Raw genomic sequence first — 20,133 nt, 5'->3', positions numbered from 1 at the left:
GGTCACCCTCGCCCATGACGGCATTCTCCCTGACCGCGTTCAGCGGGCCGCCGCCTCGGCCGCCCGGTCCCCGGCCGCCTCCGCGGCCTCGACGACGTTCACCAGCAGCTGGGCCCGCGTCATCGGCCCGACACCGCCCGGGTTGGGGGAGATCCAGCCCGCCACCTCGGCCACTCCCGGGTGCACATCGCCCACGATCTTGCCGTTCTCGTCGCGGCTGACGCCGACGTCGAGCACGGCTGCGCCCGGACGCACGTCCTCCGGCTTGATCAGATGCGGCACCCCGGCCGCAGCGACGACGATGTCCGCCTGCCGCAGCGTTCCCGGCAGATCGCGGGTGCCGGTGTGGCACTGCGTCACGGTCGCGTTCTCGCTGCGCCGGGTCAGCAGCAGCGGCAGCGGACGGCCCGCGGTCACTCCGCGCCCGACAACCACCACATGGGCGCCGTTGAGCTCGACGCCGTACCGGCGCAGCAGCACGAGCATGCCCTGCGGGGTGCACGGCAGCGGCGCCGGCTTGTTGAGGACCAGACGGCCCAGGTTGGTCGGGTGGAGGCCGTCGGCGTCCTTGGCCGGGTCCATCAGCTCCAGCACCCGGTTGACGTCGATGCCCTTGGGGAGCGGCAGCTGGACGATGTAGCCGGTGCAGGCCGGATCCTCGTTCAGCTCGCGGACGACCGCCTCGATCTCCTCCTGCGACGCGCTCGCGGGCAGCTCGCGCTGGATGGAGTTGATGCCGATCTGCTGGCTGTCGCGGTGCTTGCCCGCGACGTACTTCTGGGAGCCGACGTCCTCGCCGACGAGCAGCGTGCCCAGGCCGGGCGTGATGCCCTTCGCCTTGAGCGCCTCGACACGCGCGGTGAGGTCGGACTTGATCGCGGCGGCGGTGGCCTTGCCATCGAGAATCTGGGCGGTCATACGCCCATCCTCGCGGATCGGGGCCCCTGCTCTCCACTCAGGTGCCGCTCAGTGCCCTTCGGCTGCCGCTCGGCTCCCTTCGGACACCGGCACGGCGCGGTTCCGGTGTCCGTCCGGGAGACCGCGGGTACCGCCCGGCGCGCGGTTCCGCTCGGGCGCACGCCGGTACGGCCGGTGCTGCTGTGCGATCCGTTCAGGCTGCTGTGCGAGCCCGTGTCACCCGCGTGGCGTCGCCTTGGCAACGGGACGGCAAAGGTCCGTTCATGTGCCTCTCTGCTACCCCTACGCTCCGTTGTGCACGGGTACGGAGAGTCAGTAGCGTGCCGGGCGTGTTCAGCGTGATCATCGTCCCGGACGGGTGCCGTGGACCCGAGGAGCAGTACCGGCTGGAGCCGGGCCATACGCTGCGCTTCGGCCGCACGGCACCGGCAGGCAACGGCCTGACCATCTCCCACCCCGCCGTCGCATGTGCGGCCGGCGAGATCACGGCGACCGGTGCCTTCTGGATACTGACCAACTTCAGCAGCGACCAGACCTACATCGTCGAGAATCCCGAGGGCGCAGGGGAGCACATCAGGGTCGCGCCCGGCCGCGCCGATGCGCCGGTCCCCTTCGAGTTCGCACGAGTACGCCTGTGCGCGGGCGAGTCGAGACCCGGCTGCGGTTTCGACGTACTGGCACCGCGGCACGACTACCTGACGCCGGCCGACGCGCTCGTCGGCGGCAACCCGCTGACCGGCGGCGGACGCAGGAGCGGGGCGCGCGAGGGCGGGGCACGGCTGAACGGCTCGCCCAAGGACGGCTCCGCCTCCGGCGGCTCGTCCCCCGACGGCTCGCCTGGCGGCGGAGTCCCCATCGACGGGGCATCTGCCGACGGAGCGTCCGGGGCGGCGGACTGGGCTTTCGACCCGTTCCCGCGCCCCTACCCCCTGGACCACACGTGCCACTACTTCCTCGTGCTGGCGGCGCTGTGCGAGGCGAGTCTGCGCGCCGGTGACACGGCGCCGGCCGGTGACGCCACCTCGGCTCCGGTGCCCGACATCGCGGAGCTCACGGAGCGGCTGCGCCCCGTATGGCCCGACGTCTCCCCCGCCGACATCTCCTGGAACATCGACTATCTGCGGTTGAAGCTGCGGCTGCGTGCACCGGACGGCCCGGAGAACATCCGTGAGGCCCTGGTGCGGTTCGCACTCCGGTTCGACCTCGTACAGGAAGGACATCTGGCCGTACTGGAGGGGCAGTTGGTGTGAGGGCGCGGGCGGCGGCCCCGTCGGGGCGGGCCGCGTGCGGCGATGACCAGGCGTGGCGAGTACGCCACAGGCGGGAAACCTGGCTGGACAGGCCGACAGTCGGACCATCACCATTGTCAACCGGCGTCGGGCAGTGCAGAGAGGGCCGACGGTGCGGCGCCGGAACCGGGGGAAGCGACATTGCTGAGGGCAGGCCGTGATTCTCCGGAGTCACTCGGCCCCGTCCGCTCTCCAACACCGTCGGAGGAAACAGCTCGTGAGCTACCCCCCGCCCCCCGGCCAGAACCCGAACAACCCCTATGCGGCACCGCCGCAGGGCGCCCCGGGTGCCGCCCCCTACAGCTATCCGCAGCAGGGCGTCGGGCAGCCCGGTTACGGCGGTTACCCGGGCGGTATGCCCGCCTACCCGGGCGGCCCCGGTGGCCATATGCAGCCGATCGTCAAGATGCCCGGGCAGGTCATCACGGCGCGGGTGCTGCTGTTCTTCGCCGGGGCGCTGTGGACCCTCACGGCCGCCGGAATGCTGATCGCCGCGCTCTCCGCGAGCGGCGGCTCGGTCGTCCTGCCCGGCGGAGTGGGGCCCGGGGCCGGATCCGCCATGGGTGTTCTGCTGCTGGTGTTCCTGCTGTACGGAGGCATGGCGGCGGTGCACATCGTTCCGGCGTGCCTGTTCGGCAGGGGCCGCTCCGGCACGCGCATCACGGCCATCGTCGCCGGCTCGCTCAACAGCCTGATGCCGGTCATCGGCTTCATCGCCTACTTGTCCTCCGACACCGTCGACAGCAGCGACGGGGCCGAGGCCGTGGGAGCTGCCTTCTTCTACGTCCTCTACCTGGCCATCACCGTGCTGACCGTCGTCTTCTGCTCGGGCGGCGCGGCAGGCCGCTGGTTCAACAGGCCGCAGCACTGAGTGCACGCCGCTTGGCGAACGCCACTTGGTGCACGAGCAACGGGAACGGGCCCCTCCGCCGAGGGGCCCGTTCTTTTTGTGTCTTCCGCGCGCTGCCACGCGGTGCCGTGCAGCGGCTGCAGTGGCTGCGCTGCCCTGCGTACCGGCTCAGCGCTCAGTGGAAGAAGTGCCGCGTCCCGGTCAGATACATCGTCACGCCCGCCTTGGTGGCGGCCTCCACGACCTGCTCGTCGCGGACCGATCCACCCGGCTGGACGACGGCGCGCACCCCTGCCTCGGCCAGCACCTCCAGACCGTCGGGGAAGGGGAAGAACGCGTCGGAGGCCGCGTAGGCGCCCCGTGCCCGCTCCGCACCGGCTCGCTGGACTGCGAGACGGGCCGAGTCGACGCGGTTGACCTGGCCCATGCCGACGCCCACGGTCGCGCGGTCCTTGCCGAGCAGGATCGCGTTGGACTTCACCGCGCGGCAGGCCCGCCAGGCGAAGGCCAGTTCGGCCAGCTCGTCGGCGGGCAGCGCCTCCCCGGCCGCCAGGGTCCAGCGCGCCGGGTCGTCACCCGCGGCCTGGAAGGCGTCCTTGACCTGCGCGAGTCCGCCGCCGTCGATGGGACGGAACTCTGCCGGTGCGGTCGGCGCCTCGGGGCAGCGCAACACCCGGACGTTCTTCTTCCGGGAGAGGGCCTCGATCGCCCCGTCCTCGTAGTCGGGGGCGATGACGACCTCGGTGAAGATCTCCGCGACCTGCTCGGCCATCGCCACGGACACCGGCCGGTTCACGGCGATCACCCCGCCGTACGCGGACAGCGGGTCGCAGGCGTGTGCCTTGCGGTGCGCCTCGGCGACGTCCGCGCCCACCGCGATGCCGCAGGGGTTGGTGTGCTTGATGACGGCGACACACGGCTCGGTGTGGTCGTAGGCGGCGCGGCGCGCGGCATCGGTGTCGACGTAGTTGTTGTACGACATCTCCTTGCCGTGCAGCTGCTCGGCCTCGGCCAGACCACCGCAGCCACCCGTGTAGAGCGCGGCGGGCTGGTGCGGATTCTCGCCGTACCGCAGCACGTTCTTGCGCTCGTAGGTGACTCCGAGGAAGGACGGGAACTGGGAGGCGGCGGACTCGCCCGCGTCCGCTTCACCGGCTGCGGTCCCGTCCCCGGCGCCGGTCTCGGCGTAAGTGGCGAACCAGCCCGCCACCGCCATGTCGTAGGCAGCGGTGTGCTGGAAGGCCTCACCCGCCAGCCGCTTGCGGGCCGCCAGGTCGAAGCCGCCGTTCTCGACGGCCTTGAGCACCTCGCCGTAGCGGTCGGGGTTGACGACGACCGCCACGGACGGGTGGTTCTTGGCGGCGGCGCGGACCATCGAGGGACCGCCGATGTCGATCTTCTCCACGCACTCGTCGTCCGAGGCGCCGGAGGCGACGGTCTCCGCGAACGGGTAGAGGTTGACGACGACCAGCTCGAACGGCTCGACACCCAGCTCGCCCAGCTGCTCCCGGTGTGCCTCCAGCCGCTGGTCGGCGAGGATGCCCGCGTGCACGCGCGGGTGCAGCGTCTTGACCCGCCCGTCCAGGCACTCGGGGAAGCCGGTCAGCTCCTCGACAGGGGTGACCGGAACCCCGGCGTCCGCGATCTGCTTCGCCGTCGAACCGGTCGAGACGAGCTGCACCCCGGCGGCGTGCAGCCCCCGTGCCAGCTCGTCGAGCCCCGTCTTGTCGAACACACTGACCAGCGCGCGGCGGATCGGCCGCTTGGCGCCCAGCGCTGCACTCTCACTCATGACCCAGTCGTACCCTTCTCATGTTCGGCCCCTCGAGGGCATAGCCGTGGCGGGCGATGCGCACCACGACCTCGACGAGCAGCCGTCGCTCGACTTCCTTGATCCGCTCGTGCAGAGCGGCACCCTCGTCGGTGTAGTCCTCGTCCAGGACCTCGACCGCGCGCTGCGCGATGACGGGTCCGGTGTCGACGCCGTCGTCGACGAAGTGGACGGTGCACCCGGTCACTTTCGCGCCGTACGCGAGCGCGTCGCGTACGCCGTGGGCGCCGGGAAAACTGGGGAGCAGTGCGGGGTGGGTGTTGAGGAACCGCCCGCCGAAACGCGCCAGGAAGCGACTGCCGACCACCTTCATGAAGCCCGCGGAGACGACCAGGTCCGGCGCGTGCGCCGCGGTGGCCTCGGCGAGCGCGGCGTCCCACTCCTCGCGGCTGTCGTGGTCCTTGAGCCGGCACACATAGGTGGGGATCCCGGCCCGCTCGGCCCGCGCCAACCCCTCGATACCGCTCCGGTCGGCCCCGACGGCGACGATCTCGTACGGAGTGTCGAGGGCGGGATCGGCCGCGGCGTCGATCAGTGCCTGCAGGTTCGTGCCGGAACCGGACACCAGGACGGCGAGGCGCACGGGGGCGACGGGACGGAAGGACTGCGCGTCCACGACGGGGCTCTCTCTCGCGGGGAGACGGAATTGTGTGGTCGTACAAGTACGTGGACCCGAAGATTCCGGGGAACTCTACGAAGCGTTCGACCGTCGGCAACGATACCGGCACTCGGAACGGCCCCCACGGGACGGGGGCGCATGCGGAAGGTAGCGTCAGGGACACGGTCTCCTTGGGTACCCGCGGGGGCTCGGGGGCCGCAGGGCCGTGGAAGCGACGCGGAAGCGATGAGGAAGACACACACCAGATGACCGACCGACGCCGCCGTGCGGCCGCATCCGACAGCACCTCCCGCGAGGACAACCCCTTCGCGCCACCGCCGGAGGGGCAGCCGGACCAGCCGTGGGAGCCACGGGTGTCCAGGTCGTCGGGGTCGTCGGGATCGTCCGACGGCGACGACTCGGGGAGCGGGTCGGGGAACGGCTCGGGTGGCGGGGGGAACGGTGACTCCGGCTCTTCGGAGGGTGAGCAGCAGCCCTCGGGGTGGGGCAGCCAATGGAGCAGCAAGCAGCCGGGGCGGCACGGCGGCGGGTTCGGCGGCGGTCCGGGTACCTCGGGCGGCGGGAACGGCGGTGGCGGCGGTCCGAGCCGCGGCGGCCAGGGACCTGGCGGTCCGGGCGGTCCCGGTGGGAGCCGTGGTATGCGCTGGGACCCCACCGACCCCCTCCAGCGGCACGCCCGATACTCCCTGCACTCCGGTATCTGGGGGCTCTTCTTCGCGCTGCTGAGCGTGCCGCAGGTTGCCCTGCTGCTGGGCGCGCTCTCGCTGTACTGGGGCATCAACGCACTGCGCGGCAAGCTGCCCAAGTCCGCGACGGCAAAGGCGGACAGAACCAGCAAGGGCGGCAAGGGCGGCAAGCGTGGTCGCCGCGGTCCCGCCGCGACCGCGGAGGACGTGGCGGGCACCTCCCGCGGCCCGGAGCGGGACGACGCGGCGGGTGCCGGTGCCCGTGCCGGGGACGGCAAGGACGGCCGCCCCCCGGTCCCGCTCGCGGTCACCCCGGCGCAGGCGGACAAGGCCAAGCGGACAGCGGCCATCAGCGGGCTGGTCACCGCGAGCCTGACGCTGATGATCGTCGCGGCGACGTTCTCGTTCCAGTTCGTCTACAGCGACTACTACACCTGCCAGAACGACGCGCTGACCCAGTCCTCGCGCGACGACTGCAAGCGGCACCTCCCCGAGGAACTGCGGCCGTTCCTGGAAGACCGCTGAGCTCCACCGGCGCCGGCCGCTTCCTGCGACGCGGCTAGGTGCTGGTGTCGGCCTTTGCGCTGGCCCTGGCGTTGGTGTCAGCGGTGGGGTCGGGGCCGGGTTCCGAGTCGGCGCCTGCGCCTGCCCCTGAGCCGGCGCCGGCGCCGCAGACGGCAGCGGAGCCGCGGCCGGGAGCGGAGCCCGCTTCGGGGCCGGGAACGGAGCCCGCGTCGGGGGCGGGGCCGGGGTCGGGACCGGTGGCGGGTGCGGAACCAGCGTCGGGAGCGGCGCCCATGTCCGGGGCCATGTTCGGCCCCGTGGCCTCGGTGCACTGGTCGTGCGCCCGGTCCGTCTCGATCGGGCCGAACCGCTCGACGTACCACCTGTGATCCCTCGGATCGTCCGGCACGAAGTCGGGCATCAGTCCGCCGGAGGCGGTCTTCATCGCGGACCACCGCTCACGGCGGGCCTCGTCCGTGTGCCAGGCGGCGTCGGGGCCGTGCCCCTCGGCGGCCAGTGCCGCAGCCTCCGCCGCCCGCTCAGCTGCGGCTGCCGCCCTGCGCTCGGTGTGCAGCGTCCACCACCGGACCCACAGGGCGGTCGGCAGGCCGACGACGAGCAGCCAGCCGCATGCAGCGCCACCGGTCTGCCACCAGTAGGGGCCCAGATGCGCGAGCGCGTCGTTGCCGAGGGGTCCACCGGCGCACGCTGTGGACAGTGCCAGGAGGCTGCCGCACAACACTGCCGCGAGCGGCACGGTGACGACGACGGCGCGCCAGCCCGCCCTCCCGTGAGCTCCCTTTGGCGCGGGCCCGACCGCCACCTCCGAGCGGCCCACCCACCAGCCGCACATCAGACCGCCCAGCAGCGGGACCGTACCCGCCAGGCACCACTGCACGACGCTGCCGGTCCCCTCGTCCGGTACGGCGGACAGCAGCGGGAACGGCGGCAACTGCGGCGCCGGGCTCGTGCCGGCCGGAGCCACGACGCTGCCGGCGCCCAGCGTGAAGCCGGGGCCCAGGCCGTACGACGTCGCCCACAGCGTCGCGTTGGGCAGCAGCGCGATCGTGAGCAGTACCACCGCGAACTGGCCGGAGGCGCTGTCGGTGAGCTCCGGGAAGACACCGAACACAGCTTGCAGGTTCCAGATGAGGGCACCCGCGAGCAGCATCGCGCCCCCGGCGCACAGGACGACCGTGGCCGCCCCGCCCGCCTGTACGGCCACGGCCGCACGGTCGCGGGTGACATGTCGGAGGAGTACCCGAAGGCGCGCCCGGGCAGCGTCCGGCAGCCGGGCGAGGCAGACCGCCCAGCCGGTCGTGACGGACCGTGAGGGATTCCGGGTGCAGTACGCCGCACACAGTCCGCTCACCACGACGACGAACAGGGGCAGGCGCCAGACCGTGCTGACAGGTTCGGCCTCGATCGGGCTGCCGGACGCGTAGGCGACCGCGGCGGCGGCGACGAGGAGATAGCCGCCCGCGACCCAGCCGGCGACGGCGAGCGGCCCGTACGTGTCGTCGTCGTCCGCCGTGAGCCGCGCGTCCAGCCCCTCCCGCGTGGCACGCCACAGCAGCCACACGGGTACCGCCGTCAGCAGCAACGGGGTCACCCCCACGGGTGCGGATGACCCGGCGAGCGTTTCGTGCCGTACGAGATGCGTGCCGTGCGCAAGCAACCACAGGTCCGCCGCCGTACGCAGGGCGCCTCCGGCGCCGCTGTCGGGGTACGGGGAGACGGTCCACAGCAGCAGGACGACGACCGCGAACACACCGAGCCCGAGCCCGGCGGCCACGGCGCCGCCCAGCAACCAGCCGCTGGTCAGGGGCAGGGGGCGGGGGTGGCCACGGCCCGAGGACAACGACGGACCGCGGTGCGTCAATTGGCTCACGGCGCCATGCTGCCAAGAACACCCGTTTTGCCCTAGTAGCAGGCATTTTGTCGCTGTGTCGCACAAGCTAAGGGCTATGCATCTTTCTTCCGCCTCCGCCGATGCGGCCGCGAACGCGGCAAAGCACCATTCCCCGGGAGCCTCTGACGCCCCCTCCACCAGGACCGCTGCGGAAAGGGGCGCGGCGAAGGCGACGAAGACGGTGAATACCGCGAAGACCGCGAAAACAGCCAAGGCGGCCAAAACAGCGAAGGGTAAGAAGCGGGGAAAGCGGCCGACGGCGAAGCGGACGAAGAACAGCGCAGAGGCGCAACCGCCGAAGCCGTCGACTCCGCCGGCAGAGCCGCTGGAACCGCTGGAACCGACGAAGCAGCTGGGCCGGACGGACCAGACGGAACAGGCGGAGCAACCCGTCGCCGAGGCGCCCGAGGCGTCCGGGGCGCAGGAGACAACACCAGAGGCGGCACAAGAGGCGCCGCAGGACCCTGAGGGGCAGGAGGCGGCGGAGCCGCCGCAGCCTCCACAGACGACTGATGTGGTGGAGACGCCAGGTTCGGCCGGGGCCACCGATGCAGCAGTCACAGAAGACGCACAAGACGCAGCAGAGCCGGCAGAGAAAGTACAGGCAGCGCAAGCAGCGGCAGCGAAGGCACCGCTCACCCCGGACGGAGCACAGTCCCCGGCGGCCTCCGAAGAACCCCCCGCCCCGGTGGCGGACGGCGAGCAGGACGCGAACAGCCAGGACGCGGACAGCCAAGCGGCACTCCCGCCGACACCGCGCAGCGAGTCGCAGCCGGGGGCCGTCGGTCCGCCGCGGGTGTCGGCGCCGGCGCCGCGCAGTGAGCCGGAGCCACGGGTCGAGGTGGTGGCGTCGGTACCTGGGCCGGTGGCGGAATTCCTCCGGTCGGCCCGGCAGTCCACGGCGTTGCCGGACGATCCGGTCGCGGCGTTCGACGAGCTGTACCGGCGGCAGGCGCGGGCGCTGACGCGACAGGCGCTGCTGTTGAGCGGTCACCGCCAGGTGGCCGAACGCGCGGTGCGCTGGGCGTTCCACCAGGCGTGGCAGCACTGGCCGAAAGTGCTCGCGGCAACCGATCCGACGCGCACGGTACGGGCCACGGTGTACGAGTACGCGCTCTCCCCCTGGCATCAGTTCCATCCGGGCCGCCGCAGGCCACAGCCGTATCCGATGGCACCCGCCGACCGGGCGGTCCTGGAGGCGTTCCTCGGGCTGCCGCGCAGCTACCGCGCCGCGCTGCTGCTGCACTACGGGCTCGGGCTGACCCTGCCCGAGACGGCGACCGAGGTGGAGTGCAGCACGCAGGCGGCGGCAGGCCGGGTCACACACGGGCGGGCGGCGATGGAGGAGGACTGGCCGCTGCTGGCACGGACGCCGCGACGGCAGCGCGGTGCCGTACTGGCGCGCACACTGCGCGAGCTGGCCGCCGCGCAACCGGTACGCCCCCTACCGCCCCGGCTGGTACGGCGCGAAAGTCTCCGTACGACGCGGAGGTGGACCCGGGCCTCGATCGGTCTGACAGCCGCGGTGACGGCGGCGACGGTCTTCACTCTGCTGACGACGGAGACCGGAGGCAGCCCGTCGGACAAGCCGGTCCGGACCCCGCCGCGGACGTTCGCACCGGTCTCGCTGCCGGGCGGACCTAGCACGGGCGTGGGTACGGGTACGGGCCCGAGCGCGGGCACGGGTATGCGTACGGGCGTGGATACGGCTGCCGGGACGACCACCACGGAACGGGGCCCGGGGCGAGGCCCGGACCTGGGGCAGGGTGGGGGCGTGGGGTCGGACACCACTCGTACGAGTGACGCGGACAAGGCCGGACGCGCCCATCGGAAACCGGCCGGCGGAGCCGGTCACGCCTACCTCCCCCAACTCCGCTCCACCAACGAGCGCGTGCATCTGCGCGATTTCCAGCAGCCGGAGAAGTGGGAGCGGAACAGCTGACGGGCCCACACCCCGGAGGGTGCGGGCCCGTCGAGCAATCAGCCGGGCGAACCGGTGTCGATCCGCCACGCTGCCGACCGCCGCGCTGCGCCTATGCGCTGCCGCCGACGCAGCGTCGGCCGTGGCAGGCGCGGCGGCCGTGGCGAGCACGTCGAGCGCGGCAAGCGCGTCCGGCACAGCCGGTGCGGTCGGCGCGGCGGGCGCGCATCAGGCGCTGAGGCGCTCCCGCGCGAGCCGTGCGGTCTCGGACGGGGTCTTGCCGACCTTCACGCCCGCGGCCTCAAGGGCCTCCTTCTTCGCCTGAGCGGTACCGGAGGAGCCGGAGACGATGGCGCCGGCGTGGCCCATGGTCTTGCCCTCCGGAGCGGTGAAGCCCGCGACGTAGCCGACAACCGGCTTGGTCACGTTCTCCTTGATGAAGTCGGCCGCACGCTCCTCCGCGTCACCGCCGATCTCACCGATCATGACGATCAGATCGGTCTCGGGGTCGGCCTCGAACGCCTTGAGGGCGTCGATGTGCGTGGTGCCGATGACCGGGTCACCGCCGATGCCGACGCAGGTCGAGAAGCCGATGTCACGCAGCTCGTACATCATCTGGTACGTCAGCGTGCCCGACTTGGAGACCAGACCGATGCGGCCCGGCTTGGTGATGTCGGCCGGGATGATGCCGGCGTTCGACTGGCCGGGGGTGATCAGACCCGGGCAGTTCGGGCCGACGATCCGCGTCTTGTTCCCCTTCTGGGTCGCGTAGTCCCAGAAGTAGGCGGTGTCGTGGACGGCGATGCCCTCGGTGATCACGACGGCGAGGCCGATGCCCGCGTCGACCGCCTCGATGACGGCGTCCTTGGTGAACTTCGGCGGGACGAAGATCACGGTGACGTCGGCGCCGGTGGCCTCCATGGCCTCCTTGACGCCGCCGAAGACGGGCACCTCGGTGCCGTCGAAGTCAACGGTCGTGCCCGCCTTGCGGGGGTTCACACCGCCGACGATGTTGGTGCCGGAGGCCAGCATCCGCTTGGTGTGCTTCTGGCCCTCCGAGCCGGTCATCCCCTGGACGATGACCTTGCTCTCCTTGGTGAGGAAGATAGCCATGGTGTGTCGATGTCCTCGTTCGGTCTCGTCCGGGCTTACTTGGCGGCCAGCTCGGCGGCCTTGTCGGCCGCGCCGTCCATGGTGTCCACCTGCTGCACGAGCGGGTGCGCCGCGTCGGTCAGGATCTTGCGGCCCAGCTCGGCGTTGTTGCCGTCGAGACGGACGACCAGCGGCTTGTTGACGTCCTCGCCCTTGGACTTGAGCAGCTCGAGCGCCTGCACGATGCCGTTGGCGACCGCGTCGCAGGCGGTGATGCCGCCGAAGACGTTCACGAAGACCGACTTGACGTCGGGGTCACCGAGAATGATCTCCAGACCGTTGGCCATCACCTCGGCGGAGGCGCCGCCACCGATGTCGAGGAAGTTGGCCGGCTTGACGTTGTTGTGCGCCTCGCCCGCGTACGCGACGACGTCGAGGGTGGACATGACCAGACCCGCGCCGTTGCCGATGATGCCGACCTGGCCGTCCAGCTTGACGTAGTTGAGGTTCTTGGCCTTGGCCGCGGCCTCCAGCGGGTCGGCCGCCGCCTTGTCCTCCAGCGCCTCGTGGTCGGGCTGACGGAAGTCGGCGTTGGCGTCCAGCGACACCTTGCCGTCCAGCGCGATCACCGTGCCGTCGGCGGTCTTGACCAGCGGGTTGACCTCGACGAGGAGCGCGTCCTCCTTGACGAACACATCCCACAGCTTGACCAGCACATTGCTGATCTGGTCGATCAGCTCGGCCGGGAACTTCGCGGCCTCGGCGATCTCACGGGCCTTCGCCTCGGTCACACCCTCGATGGCGTCCACCGGGATCTTGGCCAGCGCCTCCGGCTTGGTGGCCGCGACCTCCTCGATCTCCACGCCGCCCTCGACGGAGGCCATGGCCAGGAAGGTGCGGTTGGTGCGGTCGAGGAGGAAGGAGACGTAGTACTCCTCCTGGATGTCCGCGGTCTGGGCGAGCATCACCTTGTGGACCGTGTGGCCCTTGATGTCCATGCCCAGGATCTGGCCGGCCTTCTCGACCGCGTCCGCCGGGTCGGAGGCCAGCTTGACGCCACCGGCCTTGCCGCGGCCGCCGGTCTTGACCTGCGCCTTGACGACCGCCCGGCCGCCGAGCCGCTCGGTCACCTCGCGCGCCGCCTCAGGTGTCTCGATGACTTCACCGGCCAGCACCGGTACGTCATGCTTGGCGAAGAGATCCCTCGCCTGGTACTCGAACAGGTCCACGCGCGTCCGTCCCCTTAATCAGTGGTCTCGCGGTCGTTGTCAGCGTGGGCGTGCCGCAGGGCCGCGGCGTCCACGGGTCGCGCGGCATGTCCGCCTTGCAGGTTAGCCCTGCGTGCGTGCGCTGCCTAAATCGCACCTCACACATACGCGGTGACAACGGTCACAGCGCGGCCGGCCCGCATGTGCGGGTCCCGTTTCCTGTCGCCCTCGCTTGTTCCGGGTAGGGGTCCCCTGTCCCTGCTGTTCCGGGTAGGGGGTGCCCCTTGCGCGGTGTCCGCGGACTGCATGTGCCTCGTGGCTTGGCGCGCAGTTCCCCGCGCCCCTGACGGGGCGCGGTCCCTCGCTCTACTCCGGGACCGGCAGGGGGCGCTTTTCGATCGCTGCGGCCATCACCTCCGGGAAGTGATCGGGAGTGCAGGCGAACGCGGGGGCGCCCAGCGCCGCGAGTGCGGCGGCGTGGTCACGGTCGTAGGAGGGCGCTCCCTCGTCGGAGAGGGCGAGGAGAGTGACGAATTGAACACCTGCCCCCTTCATGGCGGCGACCCGCTTGAGCATCTCCTGCCGTATCCCGCCCTCGTAAAGATCGCTGATCAGGACGACGACCGTCTCCGCCGGACGGCTGATCCGGGACTGGCAGTAGGCGAGCGCCCGATTGATGTCGGTGCCCCCGCCCAACTGGGTACCGAAGAGCACATCGACGGGATCGTCCAGGTCGTCGGTCAGATCCACCACGCTGGTGTCGAAGACGACGAGCCGGGTGTTGAGCGTCCGCATCGACGCCAGCACCGCGCCGAAGACGGAGGCGTAGACGACCGAGGAGGCCATCGAACCCGACTGGTCGATGCAGAGGATGACGTCCTTCTTGACCGCCTGCGCCGCCCGCCCGTACCCGATCAGCCGCTCCGGAACGATCGTCTTCTGCTCGGGCAGATAGTTCTTGAGATTGGCGCGGATGGTGCGGTCCCAGTCGATGTCCCGGTGCCGGGGACGGTTGACCTTCGCCGAGCGGTCGAGCGCGCCGGTGAGGGTCGAGCGTGTCCGGGAGGCGAGCCGCTTCTCCAACTCCGCGACGACCTTGCGCACCACCGCCCGCGCGGTCTCCCTGCTCGTCTCCGGCATCGCCTTGTTGAGCGACAGCAGGGTGCCGACCAGGTGCACATCCGGCTCGACGGCCTCCAGCATCTCCGGCTCAAGCAACAGCGCGGAGAGCCCGAGCCGGTCTATCGCGTCGCGCTGCATCACCTGCACGACGGAGCTGGGGAAGTAGGTACGGATGTCGCCCAGCCACCGCGAGACGTGCGGAGCCGAGGCGCCGAGCCCGCCCGAGGCTCCGCCGCCGCTGCCGCCGCCGGCCGGCCCACCACCGGATCCCCTGCCACCGGGACCGCCGCCGTAGACGGCCTCCAGCGTGCGGTCCATGCCGCTGTCGGTGGCGCTCAGCGCGCAGCCGGTGCCGTCCGCCGCTCCGCCGCCCAGCACCAGCCGCCAGCGCCGCAGCCGCTCGGCCTCCTCGGCACCGGCCGCTGTCCCGGTCGCCTCCACCTGGTCCGCGGGAACCGTCATACGCGCGCCACCTCCCCCTCGGTCCCGGCGCTCTCGTGCGCCGGATCGCTCTCACCCGTCGGGTCGCTCTTGCGGAGCGGGTCGCTCTTGCGGGTCGGGCTGTCGCCGCTCAGCCGCGACAGCCCGAGCAGCAGCCGAACCGTCGGCAGCACGGCGTCCGCCCGGCCGGTGTCCAGTCCGGTACCGAACCCCGTCAGCGACTCGGCCGGGCCGGTCCCCTGCCGGTCGCCGTCGCCCACCGGCCCGCGCCGCACCAGTTCCCCGAGGGTGCGCCGCACTCCCGTCTCGTACTCTGCGAACGTCCGCCGCAGCAGCGGCAGCACATCGGTGAACGCGTCGCCGGGGACCCCCGTCAGCCAGCGGTCGACGAGCGCGAGCAGCCGTTCGTCGTGGACCAGCAGCATCCCGCCGCCCGCGAGGAAACCCTCGATCCAAGCCGCCGCCTCCGCCGGGGGCGTACCCGGAGACAGCACAAGGCTCATCAGCCGCTCCGCCTCGTCGTCCGCCAGCTCGCCGTCGTCCAGCAGCAGCCGCGCACAACGTCCGCGCAGCAGACCGGGTATCCGGTCCCGCTCGGCCAGGGTGCGCAGCACCGCCCGCCACCGGCCCAGCAATCCAGCGGCAGTCCGGCCCTCACCGCCTGGCAGCGCCCCGGCACCGGAGCCGTCCGGCCCGTCGGCGGAGGCGTCCGGTTCGTCGCGGGCCAGCAGATTCACAGCCTGGTGCGCAGCGTCCAGATGACCGCGCATGTCCCGGGCACCCTCGCCGTCCAGCCCCGCGCAGGCGGGCGGGAGGCCGACGCGGACCCGTTCGGCCATACCCCCGGCGACCTCCGCCAGCGCGCCCGCGTCCGTGCCCCGCACATCGCCGTAGCGCAGCGTGCGCACCAGCGCTGGAAGGGCCCGCGCCAGATGTCCGACGTCCGACTCCAGCGCCGCCCGGTCCGCCAGCACCCGCATCACGACGGGCAACGCGTCCGGCAGTTGAGCCAGCAGACACAGCTCGGCAAGGGCCGTCACGTCGGCGAGCGTGCTGCCGCCCGCCTCCGTCGCCTGGGATCTCGCCTTGGCGGTGGCCGCCTCGTACACCGTCGTGCCCCAGATGCCGGCCTCGGCCACCCGCACGGACAGCTCCGGCTCCCAGCGGAGCCGCCAGCTCTCCCGAAAGGTGCCGGTGCTGCCGCTTCGGGAACGGGCGGGCTCGCCCCAGCCGATGCCCAGCAGCCGCAGCCGGTGCAGCAGCCGACTGCGGGCCGCGTCGATCTCCTTGCGCAGGTCCAGATCGAGTTCGCGCTCGGCGGCGGCCGGTTTGAGCCGTACGGCTCGCTGCTGACGTGCCACATCCCGTTGGAGGGGGACGGCCGGGGCTCCTTCGGGGACCTCGCCCAGTACGTCACCGACCACGAGCTGATCGAGGATCAGCTCCAGCGGCACGTCCGAGCCCTCGCACAGCACGGCCCGTATCGCATCGGTCGTCTCGGTCAGCCCGGCCAGCGGGCGACCGCGCATCGCGGCCAGCGTCTCCGCCAGTCGGACGGCCTCGATGAGGTGGGCGGAGGAGACCGAGTGGTCCTGCGCCCGCAGCAGTCCGGCCACCTTGGTCATCCACCGCGCCACCGGCCGGTCCGGGGCGGAGAAGAGGTGTCCGTACCAGCCCGGGGAGGCGATCCCGGCGCCGTACCCGGACCGGCGCGCCAGGCGTCGGTGCGTCCAGGGCACCCAGGTGATCTCGGTCTTCACCTTGGGCAGCCCCTTGAGCGTCTGCCGGTCGGCCGTCACCGTCGTGGATTCGCCGAGTGCGGGGACATGCCAGGCGCCGCAAACCACGGCCGTCGCCGCGTCCCCGAACTCCTTGCGCGCCTCGCGCAGTCGCAGCCGCATATGGGCCTCCCGGAGGAGATCCCGCTCGTGGCCGCCCTCCCCGTGCACCGCCCGCAGTTCGGCCATCGCCTCACCGAGTGCCGCGAACGGCTCGTAGGGGTCGGCGGGGCGGGTGCCCCGCTCGCCACCCCGGTGTTCGACGGCGTCCTCCCACCAGCGCTCCGGATCGTCGTATCCGGCGGCCTCCGCGAGCGCCGCCAGCGGGTCGAGCCGCACTTCGTCCACGCGCCCCGGCCCGGGTGCGGGTTCGATGTCCCCGGCGGCACCACCCCCGTCGGTGCCGCCGGGGACCGTCTCCTCCCCCTCTTCCCGTGGCTCCAGCTGTGGCTCTCCCGGTGGCCTCTTCGCCCCTTCTCCCGGTGCCTCCTCCGGCCCGTCGCTCATCGCGAGCGTGTGGGAGGCGGGCAGGTCGATGAAGCGGACCGGGACGCCGCGCCGTACCGCCCAGCGGATCGCCACCCACTCCGGGGAGAACTCCGCCAGCGGCCAGAACGCGGCCTTGCCCGGCTCGTTGACGGCGTGCGCCAGCAGCGCCACCGGCGGGACCATGGCCTCGTCCCCCGCCAGCTCGACCACCGCGTCGCCCTCGGGCGGTCCCTCGATCAGAACCACGCGCGGCTCGTACGCCTCCAGCACGGCATCGACCGCGCGGGCCGAGCCGGGGCCGTGATGCCGCACCCCCAGCAACAGCGGACCTGCCGGGCGCTCCCGGGCGGGTGGTCCCGCCGCGCCCTCTCGGACAGCCGTCATGCGGACACCTCTCGGCAGGCGCGGTAGAAGTCCTTCCAGCCCTCGCGCTCGCGCACGACAGCCTCGAGATACTCCTGCCACACCACCTGGTCGGAGGAGGGATCGCGGACGACGGCGCCGAGGATCCCGGCGGCCACGTCACCGGCGCGCAGCACTCCGTCGCCGAAGTGCGCCGACAGTGCGAGGCCACCGGTGACGACCGAGATGGCCTCGGCCGTCGAGAGGGTGCCGGAAGGGGACTTGAGCTTGGTGCGGCCGTCGTCGGTGACGCCCTCCCGCAGCTCCCGGAAGACGGTGACCACCCTGCGGATCTCGTCGAACCCCTCGGGGGCGGGCGGCAGATCGAGGGAGCGGCCGAGCTGGCCGACCCGGCGGGCCACGATCTCCACCTCCGCCTCGGCCGTCTCGGGCAGCGGCAGCACCACCGTGTTGAAGCGGCGGCGCAGCGCGCTCGACAGCTCGTTGACCCCCCGGTCGCGGTCGTTGGCCGTCGCGATCAGATTGAAGCCGCTGACCGCCTGCACCTCCTCACCCAGCTCGGGGATCGGGAGGGTCTTCTCCGACAGCACGGTGATCAACGTGTCCTGCACATCGGCGGGGATACGGGTCAGCTCCTCGACCCGGGCCGTCATTCCCTCGGCCATGGCGCGCATCACCGGACTCGGCACCAGTGCCTCGCGGCTGGGCCCCTGGGCGAGCAGCTGCGCGTAGTTCCATCCGTAGCGGATCGCCTCTTCCGCGGTGCCCGCCGTGCCCTGGACCAGCAGCGTGGAGTCCCCGCTGACCGCGGCGGCCAGGTGCTCCGACACCCAGGTCTTGGCCGTGCCGGGCACACCGAGCAGCAGCAGGGCCCGGTCGGTGGCCAGTGTGCTGATCGCAACCTCGACGATGCGGCGCGGGCCCACGTACTTGGGCGTGACGACCTTGCCTCCGGGCAGCTCACCGCCGAGCAGATAGGTCGCCACGGCCCATGGGGACAGCCGCCAGCGTGCGGGCCGCGGCCGGTCGTCGACCTCGGCGAGGGCCGTCAGCTCATCGGCGAAGGCGTCCTCGGCGTGCGGGCGCAGCGCGGTGGCAGGAGCGGCTGCGGCAGCCGGGCCGGATGCCGGCTCTTGCGCGGACTCGGCGGCCGGGTCTGCGACATGGCTCTCGGTCACAACTCCCCCTCAACGCAGGGCTCTCGTAACGGAAAAAGACAAGGGGATGGCCAGGGAAGGAACCCCCGCGCCGCAGCGCGTCGGCCGATCCGTGAACCACTCTGCACTCCGCCACTGACAATCGCTCCGACCTGCGACGATGGCCGGTCGAGGGGCGTTGTCAGTGGCGCCGCCTACCGTCTTCGGCATGGGTGGACAGGCGGTTCGCTGGACGGCGGAGCAGGTAATGGCGCTGGCGCCTGACGACGCGTCACGTCGCGCGGGGAGCAAGCTGTCGGCGCCCGGCCCGTGGACGGAGGCGGGGTCGGGCGGCGGCGCGGTCTGGGGGCAGTGCAAGGGCAGCGGAAGCAAGCCGTACCAGACGGTGGTGGACCTCGACGGGGGCCAGGGGCCCGGCTACAAGTGCTCGTGCCCCAGCCGGAAGTTCCCGTGCAAGCACGCGGTCGGACTGCTGCTGCTCTGGGCGGGCGACGAGGCAGCCGTCGCGGAGGGGAGCGTACCTCCGGAGTGGGCCGACGGCTGGCTGAGTGGCCGCAGACAGCGCGCGAACAAGAAGGCGGCCGGCAGCGGTGCGGGAACGAGCGGTGCGGGCGATACGAGCGGCGAGCCGGGCGCCGCGCGCAGCGCGGGAGAGGGGGCGACCGCAGGCGAGACAGCACGGGGTGGAGAGGAGGACGCCCGGCAACGGGCCGAGGCCGCGCGCCGCCGTGCCGAGCAGCGCGCCGCGCGGATCACGGCGGGCGCCGAGGAGTTGGAGCAGCGCCTGGCCGATCTGCTGCGGGGCGGCCTCGCGGGTGCGGAGCAGTCGGGGTACGCGCCGTGGGAGGAGATGGCGGCCCGCATGGTCGACGCCCAGGCTCCCGGGTTGGCCACCCGGATACGCGAGCTGGGCACCGTCCCCGGATCCGGAGAGGGCTGGCCCGAGCGGCTGCTGGCGGAGTGCGCGCTGCTCCACCTGCTGACCCGCGGCTGGATGAGAGCCGACGAACTTCCGCCCCCGCTCGCCGAAACCGTCAGATCGCGCGTCGGCCTGACAGTGGAGGCAGCCGAACTGCTGGCCGACGAGGAGGCCTTGATACGGGACGTGTGGCTGGTGCTGGCGCAGCGGGACAGCGACGAGGGGCGCTTGACCGTACGCCGCATCTGGCTGCACGGCCGCACCACGGGGCGGGACGCCCTGCTGCTCTCCTACGGCGCGGGCGGGCGCGCTCCGGAACTGGCGCTGCCGGTGGGCGCGGCGCTGGACGCGGAGCTGGCCTACTACCCGGGGGCCGGTCCGCTGCGCGCCGCTCTCGGGGAGCGGCACGGAGCTCCGCTCCCCGGCTTCGTGCCACCGGGCGCGGGCATCCAGCAGGCCCTGGGCGCCTACTCGGAAGCCCTGCGCGACGACCCCTGGCTGGAGGGGTGGCCGTGCGTGCTGCGGGAAGTGGTGCCCGTTCCACCGCCCGGCTCCGGCCCGGCGGGCGGCGGTACGGGTCCGCAGCGCGGCGGTGGAGGGGGCGCCGCGGTCCGGCAGGCAAGAGGCGGCGGCAGCCAGGACGGCTGGCAACTCGCGGCTGCCGACGAGGAGATCGCCCTGCCGGTGGCACCGGGCACCAGCACCGCAGCGCTGTGGAGATTGCTGGCGATCTCCGCGGACGGGCCGGTCACGGTCTTCGGCGAATGCGGCCACCGCGGCTTCGCCCCGCACACGGCCTGGAGCGAGGGCAAGCCCATCCCCTTGTGACGGCCGGGGGACGAAGCAAAGGCGGACGGACGGTCCACAGGCGGAACGGCGAGCGGCGAGCGGCGAGCGGCAACGGAAGAGGCTGATGTGACGGTTGAGACGGAAGCGGGACGGCGCATACGCGAGAGCGAGCCGCCGCCCGGCGACGCACAGGAGCAGCACGGCGGAGCCGACAGCACAGTCCTCGGCCCGAAGGGCGAGGCGCA

Annotated in this window: 14 protein-coding genes; 5 read left to right on the top strand and 9 right to left on the bottom strand. The window is 72.3% G+C overall.

Features of this window, described 5'->3' with window-relative positions; genetic code table 11:
- Positions 1-39: 39 nt before the first annotated feature.
- Complete coding sequence (locus JW613_RS30060) at positions 40-918, bottom strand: bifunctional methylenetetrahydrofolate dehydrogenase/methenyltetrahydrofolate cyclohydrolase (protein WP_209214036.1); 879 nt, start codon at positions 916-918, stop codon at positions 40-42.
- 329 nt (positions 919-1,247) lie between these two features.
- Here JW613_RS30060 and JW613_RS30055 point away from each other — a divergent pair, with 329 nt between their 5' ends.
- Positions 1,248-2,168, top strand: a complete 921-nt coding sequence (locus tag JW613_RS30055; protein WP_372448019.1) for a hypothetical protein — start codon at positions 1,248-1,250, stop codon at positions 2,166-2,168.
- Between the two features lie 256 nt (positions 2,169-2,424).
- Positions 2,425-3,078, top strand: coding sequence for a hypothetical protein (locus JW613_RS30050; protein ID WP_209214034.1), 654 nt, complete (start codon positions 2,425-2,427; stop codon positions 3,076-3,078).
- 154 nt (positions 3,079-3,232) lie between these two features.
- Here the strand turns inward: JW613_RS30050 and purH are convergent, their stop codons facing one another.
- Positions 3,233-4,849: a bifunctional phosphoribosylaminoimidazolecarboxamide formyltransferase/IMP cyclohydrolase gene (gene purH, locus JW613_RS30045; protein WP_209214033.1), complete on the bottom strand. Its 1,617-nt coding sequence runs from the start codon at positions 4,847-4,849 to the stop codon at positions 3,233-3,235.
- Positions 4,842-5,504: a phosphoribosylglycinamide formyltransferase gene (gene purN, locus JW613_RS30040; protein WP_209214032.1), complete on the bottom strand. Its 663-nt coding sequence runs from the start codon at positions 5,502-5,504 to the stop codon at positions 4,842-4,844. The genes purH and purN overlap by 8 nt, the downstream gene beginning before the upstream one ends.
- 641 nt (positions 5,505-6,145) lie before the next feature.
- Here purN and JW613_RS36970 point away from each other — a divergent pair.
- On the top strand, positions 6,146-6,718 hold the full coding sequence (locus tag JW613_RS36970; RefSeq protein WP_372448018.1) for a hypothetical protein: 573 nt from the start codon (positions 6,146-6,148) through the stop codon (positions 6,716-6,718).
- Between the two features lie 34 nt (positions 6,719-6,752).
- Here JW613_RS36970 and JW613_RS30030 read toward each other — a convergent pair whose 3' ends face one another.
- Positions 6,753-8,588: a cell division protein PerM gene (locus JW613_RS30030; RefSeq protein ID WP_209214030.1), complete on the bottom strand. Its 1,836-nt coding sequence runs from the start codon at positions 8,586-8,588 to the stop codon at positions 6,753-6,755.
- 709 nt (positions 8,589-9,297) lie between these two features.
- On the opposite strand from JW613_RS30030, the gene JW613_RS36675 reads away from it, so the two are divergent.
- Positions 9,298-10,551: a sigma factor-like helix-turn-helix DNA-binding protein gene (locus JW613_RS36675; RefSeq protein ID WP_209214029.1), complete on the top strand. Its 1,254-nt coding sequence runs from the start codon at positions 9,298-9,300 to the stop codon at positions 10,549-10,551.
- A gap of 207 nt (positions 10,552-10,758) precedes the next feature.
- On the opposite strand, the gene sucD is transcribed toward JW613_RS36675, so the two are convergent.
- The 5 genes from sucD to JW613_RS30000 form a co-directional block, all read right to left on the bottom strand.
- The gene (gene sucD, locus JW613_RS30020; RefSeq protein ID WP_209214028.1) at positions 10,759-11,643 is read right to left on the bottom strand and encodes a succinate--CoA ligase subunit alpha; all 885 of its coding nucleotides are present in this window, start codon (positions 11,641-11,643) and stop codon (positions 10,759-10,761) included.
- Between the two features lie 35 nt (positions 11,644-11,678).
- Positions 11,679-12,851, bottom strand: coding sequence for an ADP-forming succinate--CoA ligase subunit beta (gene sucC / locus JW613_RS30015; protein WP_099883545.1), 1,173 nt, complete (start codon positions 12,849-12,851; stop codon positions 11,679-11,681).
- A gap of 345 nt (positions 12,852-13,196) precedes the next feature.
- A complete protein-coding gene (locus tag JW613_RS30010; RefSeq protein WP_209214027.1) occupies positions 13,197-14,414 on the bottom strand; it encodes a VWA domain-containing protein in 1,218 nt (405 codons plus the stop codon).
- Positions 14,411-17,044, bottom strand: a complete 2,634-nt coding sequence (locus JW613_RS30005; RefSeq protein WP_245226522.1) for a DUF5682 family protein — start codon at positions 17,042-17,044, stop codon at positions 14,411-14,413. Before JW613_RS30005 ends, JW613_RS30010 begins: the two co-directional genes overlap by 4 nt.
- Positions 17,041-18,111, bottom strand: a complete 1,071-nt coding sequence (locus tag JW613_RS30000) for an ATP-binding protein (RefSeq protein WP_221506779.1) — start codon at positions 18,109-18,111, stop codon at positions 17,041-17,043. Before JW613_RS30000 ends, JW613_RS30005 begins: the two co-directional genes overlap by 4 nt.
- Positions 18,112-18,388: 277 nt before the next feature.
- Here JW613_RS30000 and JW613_RS29995 point away from each other — a divergent pair, with 277 nt between their 5' ends.
- Complete coding sequence (locus JW613_RS29995) at positions 18,389-19,927, top strand: SWIM zinc finger family protein (RefSeq protein WP_209214025.1); 1,539 nt, start codon at positions 18,389-18,391, stop codon at positions 19,925-19,927.
- The last annotated feature ends 206 nt before the right edge of the window (positions 19,928-20,133 follow it).

It is taken from the genome of Streptomyces smyrnaeus (genome assembly GCF_017676345.1).
In the GTDB taxonomy this organism is placed as follows: Bacteria; Actinomycetota; Actinomycetes; order Streptomycetales; family Streptomycetaceae; genus Streptomyces; species Streptomyces smyrnaeus.
The sequence above is the reverse complement of the archived record's forward strand: the minus strand, read 5'-3'. Positions and strand labels throughout refer to the sequence as shown.